Source organism: Chitinophaga eiseniae (genome assembly GCF_900167135.1).
Taxonomy (GTDB): domain Bacteria; phylum Bacteroidota; class Bacteroidia; order Chitinophagales; family Chitinophagaceae; genus Chitinophaga; species Chitinophaga eiseniae.
This window is the reverse complement of the sequence record NZ_FUWZ01000001.1, coordinates 434,370-457,698: the sequence shown is the minus strand read 5'-3', so window position 1 is coordinate 457,698 and position 23,329 is coordinate 434,370. Positions and strand designations below refer to the sequence as shown.

At 49.3% G+C, this 23,329-nt stretch carries 17 protein-coding genes and 2 tRNA genes; 1 reads left to right on the top strand and 18 read right to left on the bottom strand.

Annotation, left to right across the window (positions count from 1 at the left end):
• Positions 1-189 precede the first annotated feature (189 nt).
• The 8 genes from B5D63_RS01985 to B5D63_RS01950 all read right to left on the bottom strand — a co-directional run bounded on the left by B5D63_RS01985 (position 190) and on the right by B5D63_RS01950 (position 9,262).
• A tRNA-Gln gene (locus B5D63_RS01985) sits at positions 190-260 on the bottom strand.
• Between the two features lie 120 nt (positions 261-380).
• Positions 381-1,502, bottom strand: a complete 1,122-nt coding sequence (locus B5D63_RS01980; RefSeq protein ID WP_078667097.1) for a TlpA disulfide reductase family protein — start codon at positions 1,500-1,502, stop codon at positions 381-383.
• Positions 1,503-1,510: 8 nt separating this feature from the next.
• Positions 1,511-2,932, bottom strand: coding sequence for a RagB/SusD family nutrient uptake outer membrane protein (locus tag B5D63_RS01975; protein WP_078667096.1), 1,422 nt, complete (start codon positions 2,930-2,932; stop codon positions 1,511-1,513).
• A gap of 25 nt (positions 2,933-2,957) precedes the next feature.
• A complete protein-coding gene (locus B5D63_RS01970; protein ID WP_235021440.1) occupies positions 2,958-6,323 on the bottom strand; it encodes a TonB-dependent receptor in 3,366 nt (1,121 codons plus the stop codon).
• Between the two features lie 73 nt (positions 6,324-6,396).
• Positions 6,397-7,530: a FecR family protein gene (locus B5D63_RS01965; RefSeq protein WP_078667094.1), complete on the bottom strand. Its 1,134-nt coding sequence runs from the start codon at positions 7,528-7,530 to the stop codon at positions 6,397-6,399.
• A gap of 80 nt (positions 7,531-7,610) precedes the next feature.
• Positions 7,611-8,186, bottom strand: a complete 576-nt coding sequence (locus B5D63_RS01960) for an RNA polymerase sigma-70 factor (RefSeq protein WP_159455861.1) — start codon at positions 8,184-8,186, stop codon at positions 7,611-7,613.
• Positions 8,187-8,410: 224 nt separating this feature from the next.
• Entirely contained in the window at positions 8,411-8,989 is a 579-nt protein-coding gene (locus B5D63_RS01955; RefSeq protein WP_143312737.1) for a DUF4126 family protein, read from the bottom strand.
• Positions 8,990-9,007: 18 nt separating this feature from the next.
• Positions 9,008-9,262, bottom strand: coding sequence for a hypothetical protein (locus tag B5D63_RS01950; RefSeq protein WP_078667091.1), 255 nt, complete (start codon positions 9,260-9,262; stop codon positions 9,008-9,010).
• A 334-nt stretch (positions 9,263-9,596) separates the two neighbouring features.
• Here B5D63_RS01950 and B5D63_RS01945 point away from each other — a divergent pair, with 334 nt between their 5' ends.
• On the top strand, positions 9,597-9,926 hold the full coding sequence (locus tag B5D63_RS01945; protein ID WP_143312736.1) for a magnetosome magnetite crystal formation protein family: 330 nt from the start codon (positions 9,597-9,599) through the stop codon (positions 9,924-9,926).
• 35 nt (positions 9,927-9,961) lie between these two features.
• On the opposite strand, the gene B5D63_RS01940 is transcribed toward B5D63_RS01945, so the two are convergent.
• The 10 genes from B5D63_RS01940 to rpoC all read right to left on the bottom strand — a co-directional run bounded on the left by B5D63_RS01940 (position 9,962) and on the right by rpoC (position 23,223).
• Positions 9,962-11,926: a LuxR C-terminal-related transcriptional regulator gene (locus B5D63_RS01940; protein ID WP_078667089.1), complete on the bottom strand. Its 1,965-nt coding sequence runs from the start codon at positions 11,924-11,926 to the stop codon at positions 9,962-9,964.
• A gap of 308 nt (positions 11,927-12,234) precedes the next feature.
• Positions 12,235-12,627, bottom strand: a complete 393-nt coding sequence (locus tag B5D63_RS01935) for an acyl-CoA thioesterase (protein ID WP_078667088.1) — start codon at positions 12,625-12,627, stop codon at positions 12,235-12,237.
• Between the two features lie 80 nt (positions 12,628-12,707).
• The gene (locus tag B5D63_RS34920) at positions 12,708-12,863 is read right to left on the bottom strand and encodes a hypothetical protein (RefSeq protein ID WP_159455860.1); all 156 of its coding nucleotides are present in this window, start codon (positions 12,861-12,863) and stop codon (positions 12,708-12,710) included.
• Positions 12,864-13,193: 330 nt separating this feature from the next.
• Positions 13,194-13,264: transfer RNA gene (locus B5D63_RS01930), tRNA-Gln, on the bottom strand.
• Between the two features lie 106 nt (positions 13,265-13,370).
• Entirely contained in the window at positions 13,371-14,411 is a 1,041-nt protein-coding gene (locus B5D63_RS01925; RefSeq protein WP_200816891.1) for a glycosyltransferase family 9 protein, read from the bottom strand.
• Positions 14,412-14,420: 9 nt separating this feature from the next.
• On the bottom strand, positions 14,421-15,026 hold the full coding sequence (locus tag B5D63_RS01920; protein ID WP_078667087.1) for a DUF4254 domain-containing protein: 606 nt from the start codon (positions 15,024-15,026) through the stop codon (positions 14,421-14,423).
• Positions 15,027-15,682: 656 nt separating this feature from the next.
• Complete coding sequence (locus tag B5D63_RS01915; protein ID WP_078667086.1) at positions 15,683-17,128, bottom strand: APC family permease; 1,446 nt, start codon at positions 17,126-17,128, stop codon at positions 15,683-15,685.
• 88 nt (positions 17,129-17,216) lie between these two features.
• The gene (locus B5D63_RS01910; protein ID WP_078667085.1) at positions 17,217-17,834 is read right to left on the bottom strand and encodes an OmpH/Skp family outer membrane protein; all 618 of its coding nucleotides are present in this window, start codon (positions 17,832-17,834) and stop codon (positions 17,217-17,219) included.
• Positions 17,835-17,971: 137 nt separating this feature from the next.
• A complete protein-coding gene (locus B5D63_RS01905) occupies positions 17,972-18,661 on the bottom strand; it encodes a DUF4397 domain-containing protein (RefSeq protein ID WP_159455859.1) in 690 nt (229 codons plus the stop codon).
• A gap of 266 nt (positions 18,662-18,927) precedes the next feature.
• Positions 18,928-23,223, bottom strand: a complete 4,296-nt coding sequence (rpoC, locus tag B5D63_RS01900) for a DNA-directed RNA polymerase subunit beta' (protein ID WP_078667083.1) — start codon at positions 23,221-23,223, stop codon at positions 18,928-18,930.
• Positions 23,224-23,329 lie beyond the last annotated feature (106 nt).

The following is a 23,329-nucleotide window of genomic DNA, read 5'->3' as shown; positions in this document are numbered from 1 at the left end:
TTTCCTGGGCGCTAATAAAATGCCTTCGACATAAATAAATAACAATCAATAAAATAAGAAAATTCTTTTGTCTGGTTTTAATACGAAGGTGTTCATTTGTAGGCTGTTTCTTTTTCGCGGTATGTTCTGCTGCTGTCAAAAGTGTGTAAAACAGGAAAGCCGCTCAATGAGCGGCTTTCCTGTTTTCTGTTGCCCAACCAGGATTCGAACCTAGACAAACAGAACCAAAATCTGTCGTACTACCATTATACTATTGGGCAATCACCAATGGGTCGCAAAAGTAAATTTTTTTTCATAAAAAACAACTGTTACAAAAATTTTCTTAAAAAAAAGGCTGAACGGCCCTGCCGTCCAGCCTTTGCGGGATGGTCAGTTTTTGCTTACTCTCCGTATATCTCTTTCAGTTTTTTGTCCAGCTCATCGCCTTCGCTGCCGTAACGCCCTATGATCACGCCTTCCGGGTTGATCAGGATTTTGGTGGGCAGTGAATGAATACCGTATTTCAATGAAATATCATTCGGATTATTTTTCAGCCTGGACATGTCCAGTCCTCTCCGCACCTGTTTCCAGGGCAGACCATCTTTGGCCACGGCCGTCTTCCAGGCGTTCTCACTCCTGTCATCGTCGGCAACACCAATGATCTCCCAGCCTTTAGGCTGGTAACGGCTATACAGCGTTTTCAGATGGGGGTTGCCTTTTCTGCAGGGCACGCACCAGCTGGCCCAGAAGTCGAGCAGTACATATCTTCCCTTGTAGTCACGCAGCGACAGATCTTTGCCGGCGATATCCTTTGCCGTAAAATCAGTAGCTACTGATCCTGGTGAACCCTGGCGGAGTTGTTTGATTTCCTCCGCAATGTGTTTGGCAAAGCAGGTCTTTTGGGTGGCGGCGCCCAGTTTGTCGTAATAGCCCTGCAACGCATCGAGGGTAAGGTCGGCCACGTGAAACCGCAGCAGGTAGGCTGTCAGCACGGAAGTAGGGTACTTTTGGAAGTAGCGGTAGTCGGCCTGGTCGTTGCCCTCAAAAAAAGGCGCCAGTCTCTCGCGGATGGCCGCAGCCTCGTCATGATCTTTCTCATTCCGCATGGAATCCAGCTGGGATTGATATTGCTGCTGAATGAGCGCTTTCTCCCGTTGCAAATCGGATACGCCTTCATTGGCGTTATTACCGGTAATAGTACCGATGCTCAGCTGGCCCCTGGTGGCGGTGAACTGCTGGGTACCCGGCATCAGCACGAGTGTTGCCGGGCTGTCCTCCCGGTTTGCAGATCGTATATAAGCAACCGCTGGGCCTGCGATGTCTCCTTTCAGGATGAAGCTGCCGTTTTTGACCGTCAGCGAATCAAACTTCCTGTTATCTGCAACGTCTTCATACGATATATAGAGCTTGCCGTCAGGCTGACCGGCAATTTTACCGTTCAGCACAAAAGGCTTCTTCTGCTGTGCACAGGCGAATGCGGTGAACGCAAGACAGCCGATGATGGTAGTGGTGATCTTTTTCATATAATGGATTAAAATGGATTTTGCGTGAGGTTAGGATTGACCGTAATTTCTGTGGCGGGCAACGGGTAAATCACGCTGTTGTCCGTCGCGGTAATATTGATATGGCTGCCAGGCACGGTACTGCCGGCATAATCGCGGACCATCGGCAAACCGTTGCGCAGCAAGGCTGCCCGACGGCGGCCGTTCTCAAAGGCAAACTCTATTCTCCCTTCATCCAGCACCACCTGTAAAACACTTTCCCTCCCGTGAAGGTCTGACAACTGATATAGCCCACTACCGGTAATGCCTGCACGTTTACGCAGGAGGTTCACATCATCCAGCGCTGCCTGCGGATTGTTTTTAGCGTTGGCTTCCGCCCGGATCAGGTACATGTCTGACAGACGGTAGATCACCGGCGAGCTCACCGAAGGGTTGCCATTCTGTACAAACTTGTTGGTAAAATAGCGATCGCCGCTGGTGGTGGACAGCTTAGTATAGAACGCCAGCCGTACGTCACCGGTGGTTTCCGTGAGTAGGCTCATCAGTGGTGCAGAAACCGCCGCGTACTTTGTCTGCGTGTAGCTGTAACCCAGACCGTAAAACGATTTGCTCTGGGTGTCCAGGTTTTTAATGGTAAAGATGGTTTCTTTATCTGCTGCACTGCTATGATCTGTACTGAAATACGTGAGGTAAACATTCCCGGTTACCAGCGTGTAGTAGTTACCGTTAATAACTTTGTCTGCATAACTGATGGCTTTGGCGGCATCGCCCGCATTCAGGTAGAGGTCTGCCAGGGCAGCCCAGCAAGCGGCTTTGCTGGCATAGGCATTGGACTTAGTTTCGGAAATAATACCGGCAGCCTTTTCATAGTCGGCAGCGGCCAGGGAGTACACTTCTTTTACCGTGTTCCTGGAAGGCCGTAAGGATGCATCCGTGGAAACCACATACGGTATGCCTGGATGAGCGCCTGCATTTTGTGCATACGGCTTTCCGAAAGCCTGTACCAGCTGCATATGCAGCATAGCGCGCAGAAAAAGGGCCTCTCCTTTTAACTGTAACATGTTAGGCGCAGCATTATCAGCTATCGCATTAATCACCATATTGGCGTGGTAAATGGCTTTATAACCATTGTTCCATGCCTCCAGGTCCATCATGGAAGCAGTACGTTTAAACGAATAACATTCGATACCGGCCGTGGTAGCATTGTTCCCCGCCTTCATCACCTCCACGTTATCAGTACTCAGTTCTACCAGGTTCATATAACGCGGCAGGTACTTGAAATTATTCACGAGCGAGTACACGCCACTCAATGCCGCTTTCAGATTTTCATAACCGGTCAACGCCGTTCCGGCGTCCAGATCGGTTTTAGGCTTGAGGTCCAGTGCACTTTTGCAGGAACAGATCAGCACAAGTGCAGTAACACCGATGATGCTTAACCGTTTTATATTCATAGCCGTTTGTTTTTACTGTTTAAGATTAAAATGTTACTTGTATGCCGGCAAGGAACCGCCTGGTAAAAGGTGTTTTGCCGGCATTCTCCTCCCCGAAATTGTTCTCAGGGTCCATACCGGTAAACTTTGTCCAGGTGGCCAGGTTGTCTCCTGAAACAAAAACATTCACTTTAGATACACACAGCTTCTTCACAACATTTTCAGAGAGCGCATAACCCAGCCGTATGTTCTTCAGTCGCAGAAAACTACCGTCTTCCACATATCTCGAGGTAGGGAAATAACTATCTACTTTATTACCCGCCTTCGGCAGATCAGCGATATCTCCGGGACGCTGCCACCTTACCTGTCCGGATGCCGGCGCGGCATTGTTGGCCTGTACATCAGCACCATCAAGGTCCTGGTCTGCACGGGTGCGGTTCAGCATTTTCAAACCACCGAAATAACTTAGCATCACACTGAGGGTAAAATTCTTGTAACTAAGATTGTTCGTCATACCCGCAATGTATTTGGGATTGCTGTTGCCCAGCACCTGCAGCGTGGCAGCCCCGGGATTATTAGTGTAGTTCACCTTTCCGGTATAATTGCCATCGGCATCTTTTTCCAGTACTTCAAAACGGGATTCGCCGGTAGTAGGATCTACGCCGGCGTATACCGGCATATAATAACTGTTCATCGGGCTACCCACAATCTTGGCCGAACCGCTATACTGGCCGTCATACAACAGCTTGGCGCCCGGCTGTAGTTCCAGTACCTTGTTGTTATTGTAGGCAAAAGTGAGATCGGTAGACCATTTCACTGCCGTATTTTTAAACTGCCGGGTATTCATGGTCACTTCAATCCCCTGGTTGCGGATGCGGCCCATGTTCTGATAATAGGTATTACCACCGCTGGTAGCAGGTGGTGTAACTCTCAGCAGCAGCCCCTTATTCAGTTTATTATACAGGTCTACGGAAACGTTTACCCTGTCCCAGAAACCCGCGTCAATGCCGATATTGGTCGTATACTGCATTTCCCAATGCAGATCGGGGTTGCCCTGTGAGCCTTGCAGGGTACCGCTCTGGCGATCATATATTTCCGTAGCGTCAATATAGCGGTATAAGGTGAGATACTGATAAGGCCCCAATGGCAGATCGTTTCCGGAAACACCGTAGCTGACACGGAGTTTCAGCAGGTCGAGATTTTTAGCGTTACGCAGGAAATTTTCTCTGCTCAACTGCCAGGCGCCGCTGAAGGCATAGAAGTTACCATACTTGTTGTTTTGCCCGAACTTGGAAGAGCCATCCCTTCTGAAGCTGGCCGTAGCAAAATATTTTCCATCATAGCTATAGTTTAGTTCGGAGAACAGGGACAGATAAGCTGTTTCAGTGATTTCATTCCTGAAAGACAAAGTGGCAGGATCTCCCGCACTAATGGCCCGTATGCCGGGTTTCAGCCCGTTCACGGAAACACTGCTGTTTTTGGCGGTTACCTGGTTAAATTCAAATGCTGCCAATCCTGAAATATGATGCCGGTTGAAAGATTTATCTACCTGCAGCATTTCAGTGGTGATGATATTATTGGTATTGCCGGGAGCAAGGGAGTAATAACCGCCACGGGTGTTAAAAAAACTGGTGGGGTCCAGCGGATCTGAGTAACGTTCCCTGTCCATGTTGATAAAACTGTACCGGTTACGCGAACTGAAGCTCAGCCAGTCGGTCAACTTATAACGCAGATTCAGATCGAACGCGCCGATCGTAGCTTTGGTGGTAGCGTCGCTGCGTCCTTTACCATACATGGGGTTGAAGCTGGCGCCGCTGTACCATCCTTTTTCATCGGGGCCGCCGATTTTAGGCGTACCGTCTGCATAAAAAGGCGTGTCCCACGGCATGATATTAAACGCATCGCCGTAGGGCGTATAAAAGCCGCCTGACTTACCATTGGAATAGGAAATGCTTGCGTTCGTGGAAAGTGACAACCGTTCTGTGGCCTGGAAGTCCACGTTAAAACGGAAATTGTATTTCCGGTAGCTGTCAGTTATCAGGGGAGCCACTTCATTAAAATAATCGCCGGAGGCATAATATTTCACCCGCTGGTCGCCACCGGACACCCATACATTATAATTCTGCGTCTGGCCAGTTCTCAGAAACAGCTCACGCCAGTCAGTGTTATATTTCAATAGACTGTCCGGTACCATCGAATGCACATAATCGTTGATCGCTGTTTCGCTGGCGCCGGGGTTGGCATCCATATACTGATTGCGGTAAGTCTGTTGTTGCAGACCGAACCGCTCCTGGCTGTTCATCACCCTGAATTTACCCAGCGATGCTTTATTAAGCCCATAGGTAACATTAGCGCCAACCTTTGTACCACCGCCACCAGGGCTGCCGCGTTTGGTGGTGATCACCAGTACGCCGTTGGCCGCCCTGGAGCCATATAGCGCAGCGGAAGCCGCGTCTTTCAATACGGTGACGGAAGCAATGTCCGTAGGCGAAATATTGCTGAGCGGGTCCCTGTCATTGATGTATTCCTGGATAATGCCATCGATCACTACCAGCGGCTGTGTAGCATTACGTCCCATGGACCCCTTGCCACGGATAACGATTGTAGAAGAAGTGTTACCGCCACTGTTACCACCGCTAAGCGATACGTTCATACCGGCTACTTTCCCCTGCAAATTATCAAAGATGGATTGGGTGGTGGTCGTCTGCAATTCTTCGGAAGTCACCTGAGATACTGCACCGGTCAGCTCTCCCATACGTTTGTTGCTGTAACCGGTAACCACTACCTGGTTCAGCGCACGGGGCGTTTCAGACAAGGCCACTATCAGCGGGCCGCGTACCGTATCAGTTTTTACCTTCCGGCTGTCGTAACCAATGAAAGAAAATTCCAGCTGCTGACCATTCCCTGCATACAACTGAAAATGACCGCTGCCGTCTGTGACAGCGCCGTTACCAGTACCTTTTACCCGGATGGTCACCCCTGTCAGCGGCGCACCCGATACGGTGGTAACGGTACCGCTCACCAGCCGGTTATCTACAGACGGTTCCTGTGAATTGGCGGGATGACTGTCCCTGGAAGGCTGCGGGACAGTGATATACACATATTTTCCCTGTATGCGCCAGTTGTATTGTTTTCCCAGTACGGTCTGCAAAGCTTCCTGCAGGGAGGCTTGCTGCAGGTTGACAGATATGTGCCTGTTCAGGTCTACTTCTGTGTCACTGTAAAAAAATTCATAGGAGGTCTTTTGCTGAATTTCTTTCAGCACGGCTTTTACCGTTCTGTCTTTGATAGACAACGTAATGGTGGCTTTGGGCGACTGGGCGCTGACAGTTATTGTTCCTGCGAAGACAGTCATACAGGAACAGAGCAATACTGCATGAAAATGTAGTGACCAGCCTTTTCGGAAAGGCATAGGTATCCCCTTTAGTTTCATCACTATTAATTTTGGTTAATTAAAAATCAGCTGAGCTGTAAATACCCGCAGACTATTTTTTTGTCACTATTATGGTTGATCCTTGCAACGAAAACAAAAATTGGTTGGTGCTGTTGTTCAATGACTGGAGGCATTCTCCCAGTCCCTGTTCTTTATTAATATAACAAGTAAAATACTGTCCTGTTAGTTGTTGATCATCTGCCTGTATATCGATGTCATACCACCGTGAAATCGTTTGTAGTATGGATATTAATGGTTTGTTACGGAAACGTATCCAGCCGTCTTTCCACGAAGTAAATTCTTCCGTGTCCACAGGTATCACCTGCAGCTGGCTGCCACTTACAATGGCCTGTTCTCCTGGTTGCAGCACCTGGTCTTTTCCGGCGGCCTGCACTTTTACTTTTCCATTGACCAGTGTAGTAAGCCCTTGTTGTTCTTTTTCATACTGGCGGATGCCAAACGCCGTTCCGAGCACGGTGATCTCCTGTATGCCCGCCTGCACCACAAATGGTTGCTGCGCTATGGCTGCCACTTCAAAATACACTTCTCCCATCACTGTTACGCGCCGCTCATTACCGGGAAAAACGGAAGGATAGGTAATACTGGATGCCGCATTCAGCCACACTTTGGAACCATCGGGCAGTTGCACCTGGTAATTGGCGCCGCGGGGTGTACGCAACGTATAGGTCACCGGCTTGTCCGTGGCCACCCGCATATGACCATTATGTATATTCACCTGGTTGCCTCCCAGCACAAAACTGCTGTCTTTGCCCTGTAACGACACTGTTTCGTCCCCGGCCTGCAATATCGCAAAATTGCCGGCGGGCTTCTGTTTGACGGCGGCCAGCGTATCGCTGGGTAATGTTGTTTGTTTTGTCCGTTGCATGAACCAGTAAACACCGGCTATCAGCAGCAGTGCCGCTGCGGCAGCGCGCCATAATATACGGATGTTACGATGCCTTACTACAACGGGCCCCGTCTCCTCTACAATACCTGCCCACATACGGCGGGTATCGAAAGACTGCTGTAAATGCCATTCCTCCACTACCCGGCGCAGTTGCTCCGGTTCCTCCAACAGCAGCGCTCTTGCAGGGTCTTCCTGCAACCACGACTGTACCGTTGGATCTTCCGGTTGAAGTTCCCCGCTCAGTATACCGGATAATATGTGAATGTCTGTCTCTTTCATGGATGAAGGGCCGTTGTTATGATGACACGAATAGGTTTAAAATGTACTACGCCGGCAAGGGATTTTTTTAAAAGATTTTTTCATCCCGCCAGTAAATCCAGTACCAGTAAGCAGATCAGCTCTAAGAGAATATTATTCCTTAATATTTCATACGCTTTGGCAACCTGGTTCCTGACGGTGAACACCGATATCCCCAGTTCTGCTGCTACCACTTTGTATTTTTTCCGCTCCAGGCATACTTTTTCAAATACAGTCCTGCATTGTTGCGGTAACCCGGCCACTACCTGCTCCAGCTGCTGTATCCGCTGCTGCAGCTGCAGTTCCCGTTCTATTGCTTCTTCATCTACCGGTATGTGCTCCGGCAGGGCATTGTCCGAAATAACAGGATTGTCCCTTAAATAATTAAGGCAGGCATTATGTACCGCCCGGTAGGCATAGCGCTGGGGAGGCGCCTGTATGTTAAGTTGGCCGCGTTTCTGCCACAAGCGTGAAAAGAAATCCTGTACAATGTCTTCCGCCGCCTGCCTGTCTTTTACGATACGCAGGGCATAGACGCACAAAGCCGCAGCCGTGATTTTAAAAAATCGTTCAAAGGCGGCCGGATCGCGTTGCAGTTGCTCCCAGGAGTAATTTTCCGATTGGTTCAGTTGGTTCAAGTTTGCATTCGAAAGGAATACTTCAAATATATAAATTAAAATCAAAAGCCCCGCCACCGTCCGGGGTGGCAGGGCTGGATACCTGTATTCGTGTGCAGGATACAGTATGATTGCTCCCTGGCATGGATTGCATTGGTTGTGGAGTTTCCGTTGCTTCGTGCGCAGGATACAGTATGATTACCCCGGCAACGCCGGGGGTATAACGTAAAAGGTTATACGAATAATTACTTGCCAGCCGTAGAACCCGCGCCAATACCCACCGCCAGCAGATCTTCCACGCCGCCGGCAAAGCCGTCTTTCACTTTATATTTTTTACCGGCATACTTACGCAGGTAAAAGCAGGCGTAAGACGCCGCCACCGCAGCCACAGCACCTACCAACGCGCCGCGCCAGGCCTTGTCGCCATGGGACTGGTACACGGTAGCTCCCGCCAATCCGCCGGCGGCAGCCCGTGCTGCAAGCGCACCGGGAATAATACGGTCTTTAACGCCAGGTACTTTGTCTACCACCATCTCACCGGCGGCCATCGTCTGCAGGCCTCGCATCACCGTATCCCGCTGCATAAATCCCAGCGGGCTGCCTTTCAGCTGCCGCGACGGGTAACGGTTAGCATACTGGCTCGCAAACGCAGGCCCCATGGTGCTACGCATGCCAGATACTATCCCCAGGCCAATGGCCCTTACGAATGTGGAAAGAATGGATTTTTTCATACCGGCAGGGGCACAATCATTGTGCCACGCATACCGGCTGCGGGTACGGGCACGGAGAAAGGCCCGCAACGCTACCAGCACTATGGTTGCCACGCCAAAGACCGTTCCCACTTATGGCGCATAAGCCACACTATGTGTCGTGATCACCATGCCGCTCACAGCTGTACCGACAGACATCCAGAGGTGATCAAAAGATACTGCCATACCGTTGCAAAGTCCGGTACATGCGGCGCAGCGGAGATCATATTGGCGGCGCCGGCCAGAAAACGGGGCGCGTACCACCTGTGACAATATCCTGATAATGCCGAATCCTGTGGTGATAATGCCAATCATGCCGAGCCAACCGATATAAGTTAATTTTTTCATGGATGTGCTCCATTTGCCGCGAAATTAGATAGTAAGTATCATTGCGGCGGCGGCTACAGCATGTTGTATGCTACTAACAAATTGTAAGCCTATAAAACCACGCTCCCTCCTATGAGATCAATCGGGTGGTTGGGATTGATATTCAAAGAATAGTTAACAACTTGATTATTAATTATTTATAAAACTTGTAGATCTTTTGTAGATATACTTTTCCATCCCCTGTAGACCCACTGTAGTATCTACAAAAACAGGAACGGTTGCGCGGTCGCCTACCTTTGTGCTGATTCCATTTTATCCTTTTATCATTTTTTTAAACATCAACATCAGCGCAACTATGAAGACAAAACAATGGGCTATCATCGGTTACATTACAATCATCGGATGGATTATCGCCTATGTAAAGAGCAAGGAGAACAGGGACAATTTTGTTAACTACCATCTGGAACAGGCACTCGGCCTCGCGGTAGCGGGACTTATATGGTCTGTGGCCGCCGGCATCCTGTTGAGCATTATCCCCGCGCTGTCCGCGATCTTCTCCGTACTCAGCCTGCTGCCGCTGATATTCATGGTATTTGGTATTATCAATGCCAACAGCGGCGTACAGAAACCGATACCGGTCATCGGAAAATTCTTTGAGAACCGGTTCGTTTTCCTGCAACAATAAACTTAGCCCGAACATTTCATCCGGCCCCAATTCCATTAACCCGCTGCGTCTTCGCTCAGCGGGTTATTTTCTCTCCAGGCCATCAGCCACGCATCCAGCCCCTCTTCCTTGGCCAGTCCCAGCTTTTGTTTAATACGGTACCGCGACATCAGGATACTCTTCGGCGCCACGCCCAGATGCGACGCAATTTCTTTGGTGGACAAACCGATGGAGATATAGGAACAGTGCTTTAAATCCAGCTTGGTAAGATTGTTGCCGGCCTTCTCCTGCAGCTTCCGGAAAAACTCGGGATGGATGTTTTCAAACTCCGTCCGCGTGGTCTCAAAGTTTTTGTCCATGCGCTTATGCGTTTCGATCATCCGGGAAATCTGCTTGACCAGGTCGGGCTGTACTGCCTTATCACGGAGTTTTTCCTGCAACGTTTCGAGTAACTCATTTTTCTGCTCTACCTGTAAGGTACCTGCCAGCAGGTCTTTCTGCAACTGCTCTTTCTGCGTCTGTATCAGCTCCTGTTCTGCCTGCAAACGCGCCGCTTCTTCCGTCTGCAGGCGGGCCTGCAATTCTGCTTCCTGCTTTTCCAGCTGCAGGCGCATGGCCTCTTCTTCTTTCAGGCGTATCTGCAACACACCATCCTGCTTCTCCTTTTCCAGCAGCTGCTGTTGCTGAATGGTGGTCTTCAAACGGAAGTGATAGGACCGGAACAGATACAGCAGCGCCACCAGGCAGGCAACAATCAGCCCGATATATACAATATTCAGTTTACGGTTAAACGCCGCTTTCTCCTGGAGCGTTACCAGTTCCTGCTCCCGTTGACGGGCCTGGTACTGGGCTTCCAGCTTCTTGGCGATCGCCATGCGATCGGCGTCGAAAGCTTTGGCGTAATAGTGACTGTATTCCCGGGCGTATTCCAGCGCCTTGGGCAGGTCGCCCTTTCTCTCCGCCACGTCGGACAAGGCTTCCATCAGGCGCGCCATCAGCCGGTTGTCGGGCACAGGATACGTTTTTAATGCAATCAGTCCGGCCAGCAACAGGTCGGATGCCTGGTTGTAATTCCCGTCATTCATGGCAAAGGTGCTCATCATCCCGTAACAACTGGCCACTACCTCCTGTTGGTCGGTCTCCTTACCAATCTTCAGCGCGATGTCCAGGTAATGTTGTGCCGTGTCCCGGTAAGTACGCGGAAAAAACTGATCATACAGGTTGGCCGTATTGAGCGCCAGTAAGGCAATCATGCTGCGAAAGCTGATACGCTGCGCATTGGCTTCATAAACACCAATGGCCTTGCGGTTGTAGTAAAGCGCGGAATCCAGCAGTTCCCGTTTAGCAGTATCGCCGTTAAACTGGTATTCAAAACTGGTGGCCATGGCCTGGTAGCCGTTGCAGATATCGTCCGGGTCTGAACGGGACATCGCGGAAGCCAGGCAGGCTTTTGCGTAACGGTACTGTGTTTCGGTATCGTTCCAGTCGGCATAAATAGCAGCGAGATTATAATATACATTGGTCTCGTAGACGTTGCCCGGGAAGCTTTTGCCCAGTTTCAGCGACTCCTGGAAGCTCTTCACCGCTTCATGCGGCTTGCCGGTACGGCTTTCCAGCCATCCTTTACGATACCATATGCTGGACAGTGTCAGCTGGTCTCCCGATTCGCGGGCCAGCCGGAAGGCGGTGTCCAGGTGATGCGATGCCACCGCGGTATCTTCCGCGGTATATTCCAGCGATACCAGCGCAGAATGCGCCAGTGCTTCATACTTTTTGTCTTTCAGGGAGCGGCTCATCTCCAGCGCGGTACGCGTGCTGGCAATGGCGTCTTTCCGGCTGCCGTCTACCAGCGCCCGCCCCATCCTGATCCGTGTCATCACCTGTTCTTCCGGCGTTAATCCGGGCTGTTGCAATACCCGCTTCAGGGAATCCTGTACCGTCTGTGCAAAACTACTGGCTGTCAGTAGAGAAAACAGGGCTACAAACACTATTACGACCCTCGTCTTTAGGATATGGTTCATCCGCCAAAAATACAACTTGTAGAGGTTTTGTAGATAGGTAAAAAATTAGTTTGTAGTAGGCATGTAGATGCTACAAATGCCGAAGATCCGCTACAGGTAAGTACTTTTGCTTCACAGAGTTCATTTGCAGTGATCATGAAAGAAGTGGATTGAAAAACCTGCCTGCCTCACGCAGAACTCCGCGAGCGAATATTTAACCGGCCTGATCCATTGTAGTTTTACCCACCCTCTTTTTTATACTGTCTAAAAAAGATAATGCAGCAGTGGTCCTCCCGCTGCTGCATTTTTATTAAATGAAATCATTAAATCTATTCTTCTCTTAACCGCTCATCGGTATAAGTAATGGCAGTTCTGCCATGCGGCGTTGGTTGTCCTTTTTCATCCACGCTCACAAATACAATTTTATCAATCGTCAGGATACTCTTCTGGGTGATCTTATTCCGTACCTCGCAGGTCAGTGTCAGCGATGTACGCCCAAAATGCACCGCTTTGATGCCCAATTCCACAATATCTCCCTGCCGGGCGGAATTGATAAAATTGATTTCCGACATGTACTTGGTCACACACCGGTTGGTGCCCAGCTGGATAATGGAATAAATGGCCGCCTCTTCATCGATCCACCGCAGTAAACTGCCCCCGAATAAAGTACCATGCGCGTTGAGATCTTCTGGTTTTACCCATTTGCGTGTGTAGAAATTCATATGAATGTCTTTTCTTTTTCCCCCTTATACTGAATTCCGGTATAGCTCCCTCCTGGCAAATGCGTATATTGATAGCATTGCTATTTCCCGATACTGACAATCATCGTCCCGTCTACGATCTCCGGCCGGAGCAGTTCCCCGGATTCAGACATGTCCGTTTGAGAAGATGTTTCAATAAACAGATACTTATTATCTTCAACAAGCGCCGGCGTTTCTGATACGAAGTTTTTTACCAAAACTTCTATATTTCGGTAATATACTACCGATTTTAATTTCCAAAGCATAAAATCGCTTAATAATCATGCGAAACCAGTAATATAATACCGATAAAACCTCAACTTTTCTTCACTGTATCCGCCAACTGGCTGTGTTCAACTGACAATAATTAATGCCAGATAAAAGCGCTCTGGCTGGAGTTGTATCCATCTCCCGATGGGACAATTTGGGATTAAATAAGGGCTAAGGCAAAACGAGTGTCAGTTAACATATAAAACAAAAACCGCTGAAACTTTCGTCGCAGCGGTTTAAAGTTTATTGAGCATCATCTGTCTTTCTTGCTCTTTTTGTTGCCCAACCAGGATTCGAACCTAGACAAACAGAACCAAAATCTGTCGTACTACCATTATACTATTGGGCAATCACCTTGTTGTTTGGGATGGCAAAAGTATAACTTTTTTTATTTCTGCAAAAAAAACTTGCAATATTTTTCGAATATCCACCAAAACACGCCATGGTTAAGCATCTTAACGGATAACACTTATTACTTTTTCTGTTATCTGTTCCGGTTTGATCCATTCCATACAGGCATGGTCGCCTCTGAAACAGGGTTTATTGCCAAAAACAGAACACGGCCGGCAGCTCAGATCAGTGATTTGCACCGCCCGCTGCTCCGACTGCCCGTAGCCCATAAATCCGGCATACGGGTGGGTAGCGCCCCATACGGACACTACTGGCACCCCATAGAGGGAAGCCAGGTGCATATTGGCGGAGTCCATGCTGATCATACCGTCCAGCTGGCTGATCAGCGTCAGTTCTTCCTCCAGCGAAAAACGGCCTGCTACGGAGAGGGTCTGTGGATAACGCGCCGCCAGCTCATTCAGCTGTTCAACTTCCTTTTTGCCGCCGCCGAAAAGCAATATCCGGTAGTTGCCGGTGGCAGCCAGTCCGGCCAGTGTCATTTCCATTTTGGCCAGCGGGTACATTTTCTCCCGGTAGGTGGCAAAAGGGGCCAGTCCTATCCACTGCTGGGCGCCTTTGGCGCCGGTAACCGCCAATACCCGCTCCGGAAGCGGCTGTGGGGCAAAAACCGGCTGTGTCCCCATGGTACAATGCAGGCCCAGCTGTCGGAAAACGATCGCATAACGCTCAATAGTGCTGGTCTGTGGCTGCAACACCTTGTTCTCCTTGCGGGTAAGCGCCTTTTTACCGGCGCGGCCTTTATCAATAGCGGCCACCCGTTTGCCCGTCAGCCGGAAAAAAGTACGCACGATCCTGGACCGCAGCACATTGTGCAGGTCCGCTACGGCGTCAATCCGGTACTGATGGCTGATGCTGCGGAATAAGCGGTATAACCCGGGCACGCCTTTATGTTCGCCTTTTACATCGGCCGGGAAAAACACCAGCCGCGGAATACCAGCGCACAGGGCGCCCCAGTTTTTGTTGGTCACAAAAACAATCTGCAGCTGCGGATTTTCGTCCAGCACCTGCTTCATGACCGGCACGGTCATCGCCACATCCCCGAGGGCGGAAAAACGGGTGACCAGTATAGTGGTAGTAATTGCCAAGGAAACCGGTTATTTTTCCCCCTTGTATAATACAGGGTTCAGTGAAGGATCATTGTACATCTTCATCTGCTTGTACACTTTCATGTACTTTTTGCCCGCCGCGATGTCTGCCAGCAGCGTTTCAATGGCAGTGCTCAGATCAGTGCGTTGCTCCAGCAGGATGTCCAGCTTACGCTGACAGGCTTCCCGGTGCTCCGGTGTAGCATCTGCACGGATGGCTTCTTCCTGCATGTGATATATCTTCAGGGCGAGAATAGACAAACGATCGATGGCCCATGCAGGGCTTTCAGTGTTGATCTCCGCGTCTGCAGCAGGTTTCACGTTCTTATATTGCTCAAGGAAATAACTGTCAATATATTCCACCACATCGGTACGTTCCTGGTTGGACCGGTCAATCCAACGCTTGATATGCAGCGCCTCTGCAGGGTTTATCTGCGGATCGCGGATGATATCTTCCAGATGCCATTGTACCGTGTCGATCCAGTTTTTCATATACAGCAGATGTTCAATACTGCTTTTTTCATAGGGATTGCTGATGGCCTGATGCACATCATTGTACCGGTGATAATCCTGTATGCTCCGGTCAAATATACTGTTGGAGGTGGTTGTAAACATGCTGCAAAAATAACCATCATTTGATGATTTGATTATTTAATCATTTGAATATTTTAAACCGCCTACACTCCCTCTAACAACGCGGTAATCAAACGACTAAATATCAAAATAAAAAAGAAGCGCATGGTAGAAACCATACGCTTGTTGTAAAAGATTGTCATGTGAATGTTCGAGAATGCAAATCGTGTAGGCTTTTAATGGTTATCTTGGGGTTGAGATACCTTTCTATCGCCTGATATTTTTTCATACTCTATGATGATGATGTCCATAGAACACCATTGTTGGCAATAAATATTTTTCTGGTAATTTTTTTAGATGTAGATATATATAATACTCTGATGGCTTATATAATTTGAGGGTCCATAAAATGACATACAACTTATCCAACAACTATTCTAACAAATACTCAGGGCATACATTTTAGTTCAATAAAAAACTGATGCTGCATGCAGCGTTTACTCCGTTGTGATGTGGCAATGCCGATTTTTATTTTAGCTTTTCTGCTATAGGGTTTTCTGCGATCCAGTAGGGTTCTGCTTCACTAGTCCTTCGTTTGTTTATGCAAATTAAGAGGGGCCACTGCTAATAAAACCGCAGTGGCCCCAAAATTTTATACAACGTTTGTGTTAAATTTCCCTTTTTGTTGTCCTTTTTAGCTAGGAGAGCGCTTTTCCTTTGCTTCGCATCGCCAGAAAATAGAGGGGAATACCCAATAAAATGATGCCCAGACCAGGTAAAGTATAGTTAGATTCGAAAATGAGCAGCAGTGTGGCCAGTGAAAGCGCTACCAACACATAGATCATCGGCAGCACCGGGTAACCGATAGCCTTGTAAGGCCTTTCCAGGTCCGGACGCTTCCTTCTCAGCACAAAAATGCCCAGGATGGTCAGCACATAAAAGATCAGTACGCCAAAGATCACCAGCGCCAGCAGGTCGTTGTAACGGCCTGTCAGACACAGCAGTGACGCCCAGAAGCATTGTATCCACAGTCCGCGGGCGGGCACTGCGTGCTTGTTCAGCTCCCCTGCTTTACGGAAAAACAGCCCATCCTGCGCCATCGTATAATAGATACGGGCGCCAGACAGGATCAGTCCGTTATTGCAGCCGAAAGTGGAAATCATGATCATCACAGCGATAATACCGGAACCAATGCCCCCGAAGATCTTCTCTGCAGCGGCTACCCCCACCCTGTCATTGGCGGCGAAAGCGATGTCATGCAGTGGCAATACGGCCAGGTACATCAGGTTGCAGCTCACATAAATAATGGTCACGATCAGCGTACCCAGAAACAGTGACCGGCCGATGTTACGGGCCGGGTTCTTGATTTCTGCAGCAATGAAAGTCACATTGTTCCACGCATCGCTGGAAAACAGGGAACCCTTCATGGATACGGCAACAGCGCCGAAGAATGCCAATCCTGATAATGATTTAACAATCGTGTCCCCGTTCACCGCTTCCAGGGAAAAGTGATTCCACGGGTCCTGCCAGTTGGCATTCCAGATCTCCGCTTTAGCGCCCAGCAAAAAACCAAAAATGATCAGCCCGAACAGCGACAGCAGCTTGGCCATGGTAAACACGGTCTGTATCACCTTCCCGTGTTTTACGCCCCGTGTATTGATATAGGTGAGCAGGATAATGGAAACGATGGCTACCACCTGCGCTGCAGACACCTGGAAGACCGGTTTCAGCTCCGCGTTGAACGACAGGAGGATGTTTTTCTCGCTGAATCCGGGGATGAGGTAAGCGGTAAATTTGGCAAAAGCCACGGCTACTGCGGCGATGGTACCTGTCTGGATAACGCCGAACTGCGTCCAGCCAAACAGAAAAGCGATAAAAGGATTGTAGGCTTCACGCAGATATACGTATTGCCCGCCTGCTTTGGGAAACATCCCGGATAACTCGCCGTAACTGAGTGCTGCAATGAGCGTCACCACGCCGGCCAGTACCCACATGGCCGTCACCCATCCGGCGCCGCCCACACTGCGGGCTATCTCTGCGGTAACAATAAAAATACCGGACCCTATCATGGAACCGGCAACGATCATAGTAGCATCTAATAAGCCCAGTGTGGGCTTGAATGAATTGTTTTGGTTGATGTCCATATAACGGTAGAAATTAAAAAGTCCCGGCTCTTTGGGAAACCGGGACTATAAGGTAGACAAAATTTTTAATGTTTGCCTGTTATTTTCTTTATTTGGCGGCAGGTGCTTCGGCGCCTTTATCATTCATGCCTTTGATCACATCTGCGGTCACATCATAAGCCGGATCTGCATACAGAATGTTGCTCTGACCGGTACGGAAAGAGAAGATATACGCATAACGTTTATCTGAATTAAAGGATTTCAGAAAATCGTCCAGCCTTTTCTGCAGCTCTTCGTTGAATTTGGTTTCACTCTGGGCATAATCTGCACGCATATTCTGTGCTTCCTGCTCCAGCTGCTGCTGTTTGGCCATCAGGCTGCGTTGTGCTGCCTCGCCCTGCTCCTGGGTCAGCGTGGATGCTTTACGCTGCAGGTCCTGGTATTCAGACTGTAAAGCTCTGGCTTTCGCTTTCAGCTGATTTTCCATACCCTGTTGTTTCTGCTCCAGCTCCGATTTCTTTTGTTTGAAGTATTCGAAATGTGCTTCCAGGGAGTCCAGGTCCACATAAGCAATTTTGAAACCTGTTGCGGGAGTGTTCGTACCCGCGGCGGGAGTGTTAGCAGGCGCATTGTTGTTGCCAGCCTTGTTGCCGTTGCAGGCCATAAATAAACCGGCTGCCAATGCCGCTAATAATGCTTTTGATACGAATTGTTTACAAGTGCGCATGTTAATAGGTAGATTACTCCTTTTAAGGTTTTAAAATTGAAGGGCTAAAATAAAGCTTTTACCGGATTTTCAAATCCGGATTCCCATTTTTAACGAAGCTTTTTGCTACAGCCCCACGCATTACAGCCCTCAACGGGCTAATTATTGGTGATCGTGAAAGTCTTGAACAAAGTCGAAGTCATTGCGTTACCGGTCAGCACTACGGTATAGATCTTCCCTGTTTCTGCCTTAAAAGGGAACTGATTGGGAACAACGGTGGTGTCGTCATTACGCCGGAAATTAAACGGATAGGTACTGTCTCCGGGCAGTATGGCAAAGTTGGTGAACTGCGGAGAGCCCATACCCCTGAAGATAGGCGTGGTCCTGGAAAACAGGTCTACAGTGGCCGATTGCCCGTTGGGCCGGAAAGCCCAGCTTAAATTCACGATCCGAAGTTTCATATTTTCCGGCGGAGCTGGTGTCAGGTCGTCTTCAACGGCCATAGCAACGAGCCGTGTGTTGGCGGAATCAAACCCCACATAAGTCGAAAAAATCCGTTTATTGCGCAGGTTTATTTGCCCTACTCTTATGGTATCTTTCGGACGATTATGGTCCACCACGCGGATGGTATACAGCTGCGCCCGCATTTCCCGGTAGGGCGTACTTTGGCCGAAGGCCACATTTTTCATAATAAGGGTGGTATCCAGCCAGATGTCATACACAACGTCCCGGACACCGTTAAAAAACATAAAGCTGGAAGCGGTCACAGGAATGGCAGAATCGCTGTTCTTCTTACAGGCCGTCATCACTATCAGCCATCCCAATACTACAATAAGCAGTTTTTTCATGAATTTCCGGATCGTTTTTAAAACCGGCTGTAAAGTACTAAAAAGAACTTTGATGACCATGATTATTACTGATTTCCCTGATCCCGCCTGCTTTTGCCGGTTACTGGACTTCTACATAAAATAGTCTGCCGGCATCAACGATCCCAAAAGAGGACGCCCTCATCGATTTTCATCAATGAGGGCGTCCTCTTTATCTCGAACTGCTGGTCAGACACTGCCAATCTTCGCTTAGTCAGCAAAATCAGTAATAATCATGACCATCACAGCTATTCTTCTTCGTCAAACTGGAACACTTCTTTGGAAGAGGCCAGGATGTCGTATTCTTCTTTGGAACCTACGATCATGTTTTCGAATTCACGCAGACCAGTACCGGCCGGGATCAGGTGACCTGTAACGATATTTTCCTTCAGACCGGTCATATCGTCGATCTTACCATTGATCGCTGCCTGAGACAGTACTTTCGTGGTTTCCTGGAAGGACGCAGCGGAGATCCAGCTACGGGTGCCGAGAGACGCTTTGGTAATACCCTGGAGCAGCGGGCTGGAAGTAGCCGGTTGTGCATCACGGAATTCTACCAGTTTCTTATCGGCGCGGCGCAGCAGGGAGTTTTCTTCACGCACCTGACGCAGGGTCACGATCTGACCAGCTTTCAGGGTGGCGGACTCGCCGGCTTCAGTGACCACTTTCTTATCAAAGATCATGTCGTTCTCTTCGAAGAAGTCGAACCTGTCTTCGGTATCGCCTTCCAGGAAGCGGGTATCTCCGGGATCTTCGATGTTTACTTTGCGCATCATCTGACGAACAATCACCTCGATGTGTTTGTCGTTGATCTTTACACCCTGTAAACGGTATACTTCCTGGATTTCATTTACCAGGTATTCCTGTACGGCAAACGGACCTTTAATAGCCAGGATGTCTGCAGGAGTAGTAGAACCGTCAGACAGGGAAGTACCGGCCTTCACGAAGTCACCGTCCTGAACCAGGATGTGACGGGTCAAAGGCACCAGGTATTTCTTGATCTGACCTTCACGGCTTTCGATGATGATCTCACGGTTACCACGTTTGATGTTACCAAAGGCTACCACACCGTCGATTTCAGAAACGATGGCAGGGTTGCTCGGGTTACGTGCTTCAAACAGCTCGGTTACACGTGGCAGACCACCGGTGATGTCTCGCAGTTTACCGATGATACGGGGTATTTTCACAATTACCTGACCAGCTCTCACATGATCACCTTCAGAGATCACGATGTGGGAACCTACCGGTAAGTTGTAAGATTTCACCTCTTTATTACCATCTACATAAATAGACGGGATCTTGTTTTTGTCTTTGGTTTCGATAACCACTTTCTCGCGGTGACCGGTTTGTTCGTCTGCCTCTTCACGGAAGGTGATACCTTCAATGATGCTGTCGAAACGGATGTTACCCGGAATTTCAGACACGATAACGGCGTTGAAGGGGTCCCAGGTACAAATCTGTTCGCCTTTGGCCACTTTCTGTCCGTCTTTCACCAGCAGGGTGGAACCGTAAGGAATGTTGTTGGTTACCAGCAGACGATCGTTTTTCACGTCCATGATACGCAACTCACCGGTACGGCCGATAACCACCTGTACTTTTTCACCTTCGTTGTTTTCGTAGGTGGTAGTACGTAAGCCATCGAACTGGATAGTACCGTCAAATTTAGCCTGGAGGCCGGATTCAACGGAAGTAGAACCCGCAACACCACCCACGTGGAACGTACGCAGTGTCAGCTGTGTACCAGGCTCACCGATGGACTGGGCAGCGATGATGCCTACTGCATCACCACGCTGTGCCGTGTAACCGGTAGCAAGGTTTTTACCGTAACATCTTACGCACACGCCACGACGGCTTTCGCAGGTCAGTACGGAACGGATCTCTACAGTTTCGATCGCGCTGGATTCAATTTTATGAGCGATATCCTCGGTGATTTCTTCACCGGCGCCTACCAGCAGTTCTTCGGTATGAGGATCGAATACGTCGTGCAGGGAAGTACGGCCAAGGATACGGTCGTACAGTGTTTCGATCACCTCTTCGTTGTCTTTCAACGCAGCGGTAGCAATACCACGCAGGGTACCGCAGTCCTCTTCGTTGATCACCACGTCCTGGGCAACGTCTACCAGACGACGGGTCAGGTAACCCGCATCCGCCGTTTTCAACGCCGTATCCGCAAGACCCTTACGGGCACCGTGGGTAGAGATGAAGTATTCCAATACGTTCAGACCATCTTTAAAGTTGGACAATACCGGGTTTTCAATGATCTCGGAACCGGTAGAACCACTCTTACGCGGCTTGGCCATCAGACCCCTGATACCTGCCAGCTGTTTGATCTGCTGTTTGGAACCACGCGCACCGGAGTCGAGCATCATGTAAACAGAGTTGAAGCCCTGTTTGTCTGTTGCCAGCTCACGGATCAGGGTTTCTGTCACCTTGGTATCCACGCGGGACCAGATGTCGATGATCTGGTTGTAACGTTCGTTGTTGGTGATCAGACCCATGTTATAGTTATCCCAAACTTCGTCCACCTCACCGGCAGCAGCATCAATCATTTCCTGCTTAACTTCCGGAATGATCAGGTCATTGATGTTAAATGACAGACCACCGCGGAACGCCATGCGGAAACCTAATTGTTTGATGTCGTCCAGGAATTTGGCTGTTTTCGGAATATCTGTGTATTTGATGATATCACCGATGATTTCACGCAGTGATTTTTTGGTCAGCAGTGCGTTTACATAACCTGCTTCTTTCGGTACAAACTGGTTGAACAGTACGCGGCCTACAGTTGTTTCCACGAGTTTGTTTTCCAGGTTGCCTTCAGCCGTTCTCACCGTTGTTTTCACACGGATGTGAGCGTGCAGGTCAATTCTGTCTTCGTTCAGGGCAATGATCACCTCTTCAGCAGAGTAGAACGCTTTGCCTTCACCTCTTACCACTACATCGCCCATGGTTTTCTTACCCTTGGTGATGTAATACAGACCAAGCACCATGTCCTGGGAAGGCAGGGTGATCGGCGTACCGTTCTGCGGGTTGAGGATGTTGTGGGAAGACAGCATCAGCAGTTGGGCTTCCAGAATAGCAGCGTTGCTCAACGGCACGTGTACCGCCATCTGGTCACCGTCAAAGTCGGCGTTGAACGCAGAACACACGAGCGGGTGCAGCTGGATCGCTTTACCTTCCACCAGTTTAGGCTGGAACGCCTGGATAGACAGACGGTGCAGGGTCGGAGCACGGTTTAACAATACCGGGTGACCTTTCAGCACGTTTTCCAGGATGTCCCAAACCACCGCTTCTTTCCGGTCTACCAGCTTTTTCGCTGATTTCACGGTTTTCACGATGCCTCTTTCTATCAGTTTACGGATAATAAACGGTTTGAACAGCTCGGCAGCCATATCTTTCGGCAGACCGCACTCATGCAGTTTCAGCTCAGGGCCAACCACGATAACGGAACGACCGGAGTAGTCCACACGTTTACCGAGGAGGTTCTGACGGAAACGGCCTTGTTTACCTTTCAGCACGTCGGAGAGGGATTTCAGGGCACGACCACCTTCCGCTTTCACCGCATTGGATTTACGGGAGTTGTCGAACAGGGAATCCACCGCTTCCTGCAGCATACGTTTTTCGTTACGCAGGATCACTTCCGGTGCTTTAATTTCGATCAGACGTTTCAGACGGTTGTTACGAATGATCACCCTGCGGTACAGATCGTTCAGGTCGGAAGACGCGAAACGGCCACCATCCAGCGGCACTAACGGACGCAGTTCAGGCGGTACTACAGGGATATATTGCATCACCATCCATTCAGGACGGTTTTCCACGCGGCTGTTGGCGTCACGGAAAGCTTCCACTACGCTCAGACGTTTCAGCGCTTCCGCTTTACGTTGCTGGGAAGTTTCAGTAGCGGCCTGGTTACGCAGCTGGTAAGAGAGGCTGTCCAGGTCAATACGGGCCAGCATCATTTCCACCGCTTCAGCACCCATTTTGGCAATGAACTTGTTGGGATCTTCATCCGGCAACAGCTGATTGTCTTTAGGCAGGGTATCCAGGATGTCCAGGTATTCTTCTTCTGTGAGCAGATCACCGTAGTTCATTCCTTTCTCCTGTTTCGCACCCGCCTGGATTACCACGTATCTTTCGTAGTAAACGATGGTTTCCAGCTTTTTGGAAGACATTCCCAGCAGGTAACCGATCTTGTTAGGGAGGGATTTGAAATACCATATATGTACAACGGGCACTACCAGACGGATGTGGCCCATTCTTTCACGACGTACTTTTTTCTCCGTTACTTCCACACCGCAGCGGTCGCACACGATACCCTTGTAACGGATACGTTTATATTTTCCGCAATAGCATTCGTAATCCTTTACAGGCCCGAATATTCTTTCGCAGAACAAACCATCACGTTCCGGCTTGTAAGTACGGTAGTTGATGGTTTCAGGTTTCAGCACCTCACCGTATGAACGCTCCAGAATTACATCGGGAGAAGCCAGACTGATGGTGATGCTGTTAAAATTAGATTTAGGACGATTTTCTTTTTTGATAGCCATCTGTTATTAGCTTTTAGCTGTTAGCCGTTGGTGTTAAGCCCAGCGACAAAAATTTTATTCCTGCGAAATATCCAAGCTATCAGCCATTAGCCCGGGGCTAATGGCT

Coding starts and splice junctions, on each gene's coding strand:
- B5D63_RS01980 (WP_078667097.1), bottom strand. CDS start 1,502: ATGAAAAAGATCACCACTACCATCATCGGCTGTCTTGCGTTCACCGCA.
- B5D63_RS01975 (WP_078667096.1), bottom strand. CDS start 2,932: ATGAATATAAAACGGTTAAGCATCATCGGTGTTACTGCACTTGTGCTG.
- B5D63_RS01970 (WP_235021440.1), bottom strand. CDS start 6,323: ATGCCTTTCCGAAAAGGCTGGTCACTACATTTTCATGCAGTATTGCTC.
- B5D63_RS01965 (WP_078667094.1), bottom strand. CDS start 7,530: ATGAAAGAGACAGACATTCACATATTATCCGGTATACTGAGCGGGGAA.
- B5D63_RS01950 (WP_078667091.1), bottom strand. CDS start 9,262: ATGAAAAAATTAACTTATATCGGTTGGCTCGGCATGATTGGCATTATC.
- B5D63_RS01945 (WP_143312736.1), top strand. CDS start 9,597: ATGAAGACAAAACAATGGGCTATCATCGGTTACATTACAATCATCGGA.
- B5D63_RS01940 (WP_078667089.1), bottom strand. CDS start 11,926: ATGAACCATATCCTAAAGACGAGGGTCGTAATAGTGTTTGTAGCCCTG.
- B5D63_RS01935 (WP_078667088.1), bottom strand. CDS start 12,627: ATGAATTTCTACACACGCAAATGGGTAAAACCAGAAGATCTCAACGCG.
- B5D63_RS01920 (WP_078667087.1), bottom strand. CDS start 15,026: ATGTTTACAACCACCTCCAACAGTATATTTGACCGGAGCATACAGGAT.
- B5D63_RS01915 (WP_078667086.1), bottom strand. CDS start 17,128: ATGGACATCAACCAAAACAATTCATTCAAGCCCACACTGGGCTTATTA.
- B5D63_RS01910 (WP_078667085.1), bottom strand. CDS start 17,834: ATGCGCACTTGTAAACAATTCGTATCAAAAGCATTATTAGCGGCATTG.
- B5D63_RS01905 (WP_159455859.1), bottom strand. CDS start 18,661: ATGAAAAAACTGCTTATTGTAGTATTGGGATGGCTGATAGTGATGACG.
- rpoC (WP_078667083.1), bottom strand. CDS start 23,223: ATGGCTATCAAAAAAGAAAATCGTCCTAAATCTAATTTTAACAGCATC.